The sequence below is a fragment of the Roseateles sp. P5_E11 genome (assembly GCF_054049355.1).
This window is the reverse complement of the sequence record NZ_JBFUMO010001000.1, coordinates 1-1,219: the sequence shown is the minus strand read 5'-3', so window position 1 is coordinate 1,219 and position 1,219 is coordinate 1. Positions and strand designations below refer to the sequence as shown.

General features: G+C 63.4%; 2 protein-coding genes and 1 pseudogene. All 3 read left to right on the top strand.

The annotated features are described in order from the left end of the window. Positions 1–301 (top strand): annotated as a pseudogene (locus ACXJKR_RS32875) (IscS subfamily cysteine desulfurase); the annotation flags it as partial. A gap of 86 nt (positions 302–387) precedes the next feature. Beyond that, entirely contained in the window at positions 388–774 is a 387-nt protein-coding gene (iscU, locus tag ACXJKR_RS32870; protein ID WP_056196896.1) for a Fe-S cluster assembly scaffold IscU, read from the top strand. Position 775: 1 nt separating this feature from the next. After that, positions 776–1,099 carry an iron-sulfur cluster assembly protein IscA gene (gene iscA, locus ACXJKR_RS32865; RefSeq protein ID WP_056196898.1) on the top strand — a complete coding sequence of 108 codons (324 nt, stop codon included), beginning with the start codon at positions 776–778 and terminating at the stop codon, positions 1,097–1,099. Positions 1,100–1,219: the final 120 nt, after the last annotated feature.

Below are 1,219 nucleotides of genomic sequence, written 5' to 3'. Positions count from 1 at the left end.
CAATTACGTCGAGGGCGAGTCGCTGATCATGGGCGTCAAGGGCCTGGCGGTGTCGTCGGGCTCGGCTTGCACGTCGGCGAGCCTGGAGCCCAGCTATGTGCTGCGCGCACTGGGCCGCAGCGACGAGCTGGCGCACAGTTCGCTGCGCATGACCATCGGCCGTTTCACGACCGAAGAAGAAATCGACTACGCGATCAGCGTGCTGACCGACCGCGTGGCCAAGCTGCGCGAACTGTCCCCGCTTTGGGACATGTACAAGGACGGCATCGACATCTCGACCATCCAGTGGGCTGCCCACTGACGGACGACAGTCCACTGCGGACTGTCGTCCGCGGTGGGCAGGCCAAGGGGCTTGCAAGCCCCTTGGCAACCTAGAAGGAGAACACCATGGCATACAGCGAAAAGGTCGTTGACCACTACGAGAACCCCCGCAACGTCGGCAAGTTCGACAACGGCGATGACGACATCGGCACCGGCATGGTCGGCGCGCCCGCCTGCGGCGACGTGATGAAGCTGCAGATCAAGGTCAACCCGGCGACCGGCCTCATCGAGGACGCCAAGTTCAAGACCTATGGCTGCGGCTCGGCCATCGCCTCCAGCTCGCTCGTGACCGAATGGGTCAAGGGCAAGACGCTGGACCAGGCGCTGACGATCAAGAACACGCACATCGCCGAAGAGCTGGCGCTGCCGCCGGTCAAGATTCACTGCTCCATCTTGGCTGAAGACGCCATCAAGGCAGCGGTGGACGACTACCGCGCCAAGCACGCCAACTGACATGTCCGTCACGCTGACTGAAGCCGCAGCCCGCCACGTCAAGCGCTACATCGCCAAGCGCGGCAAGGGCGTGGGCGTGCGGCTGGGCGTGAAAACGACCGGCTGCTCGGGCCTGGCCTACAAGCTGGAATACGCCGATGAGGTGGCGCCAGAGGACGTGATCTTCGAGGGCCATGAGGTCAAGATCCTCATCGACCCCAAGAGCCTGCCTTACCTCGACGGCACCGAGCTGGACTTCGTCCGCGAAGGCCTCAACGAAGGCTTCAAGTTCCGCAACCCGCGCGAGAAAGACAAGTGCGGCTGCGGCGAGTCCTTCCGTGTCTGAAACTCGCTGACTCGACGACAGGCGCGGTGTGAACCGCGCCTTTTGCTTTTCCACCCTGCCATGCGCCTGACCGACAACGATTTCCAGCTCTTCGGCCTGCCTGAACAGCAGGCCCAGGTG

What these genes read in the sequence shown, in the direction of transcription:
- iscA (WP_056196898.1), top strand. Translation starts at nt 776, where the DNA reads ATGTCCGTCACGCTGACTGAAGCCGCAGCCCGCCACGTCAAGCGCTAC.
- iscU (WP_056196896.1), top strand. Translation starts at nt 388, where the DNA reads ATGGCATACAGCGAAAAGGTCGTTGACCACTACGAGAACCCCCGCAAC.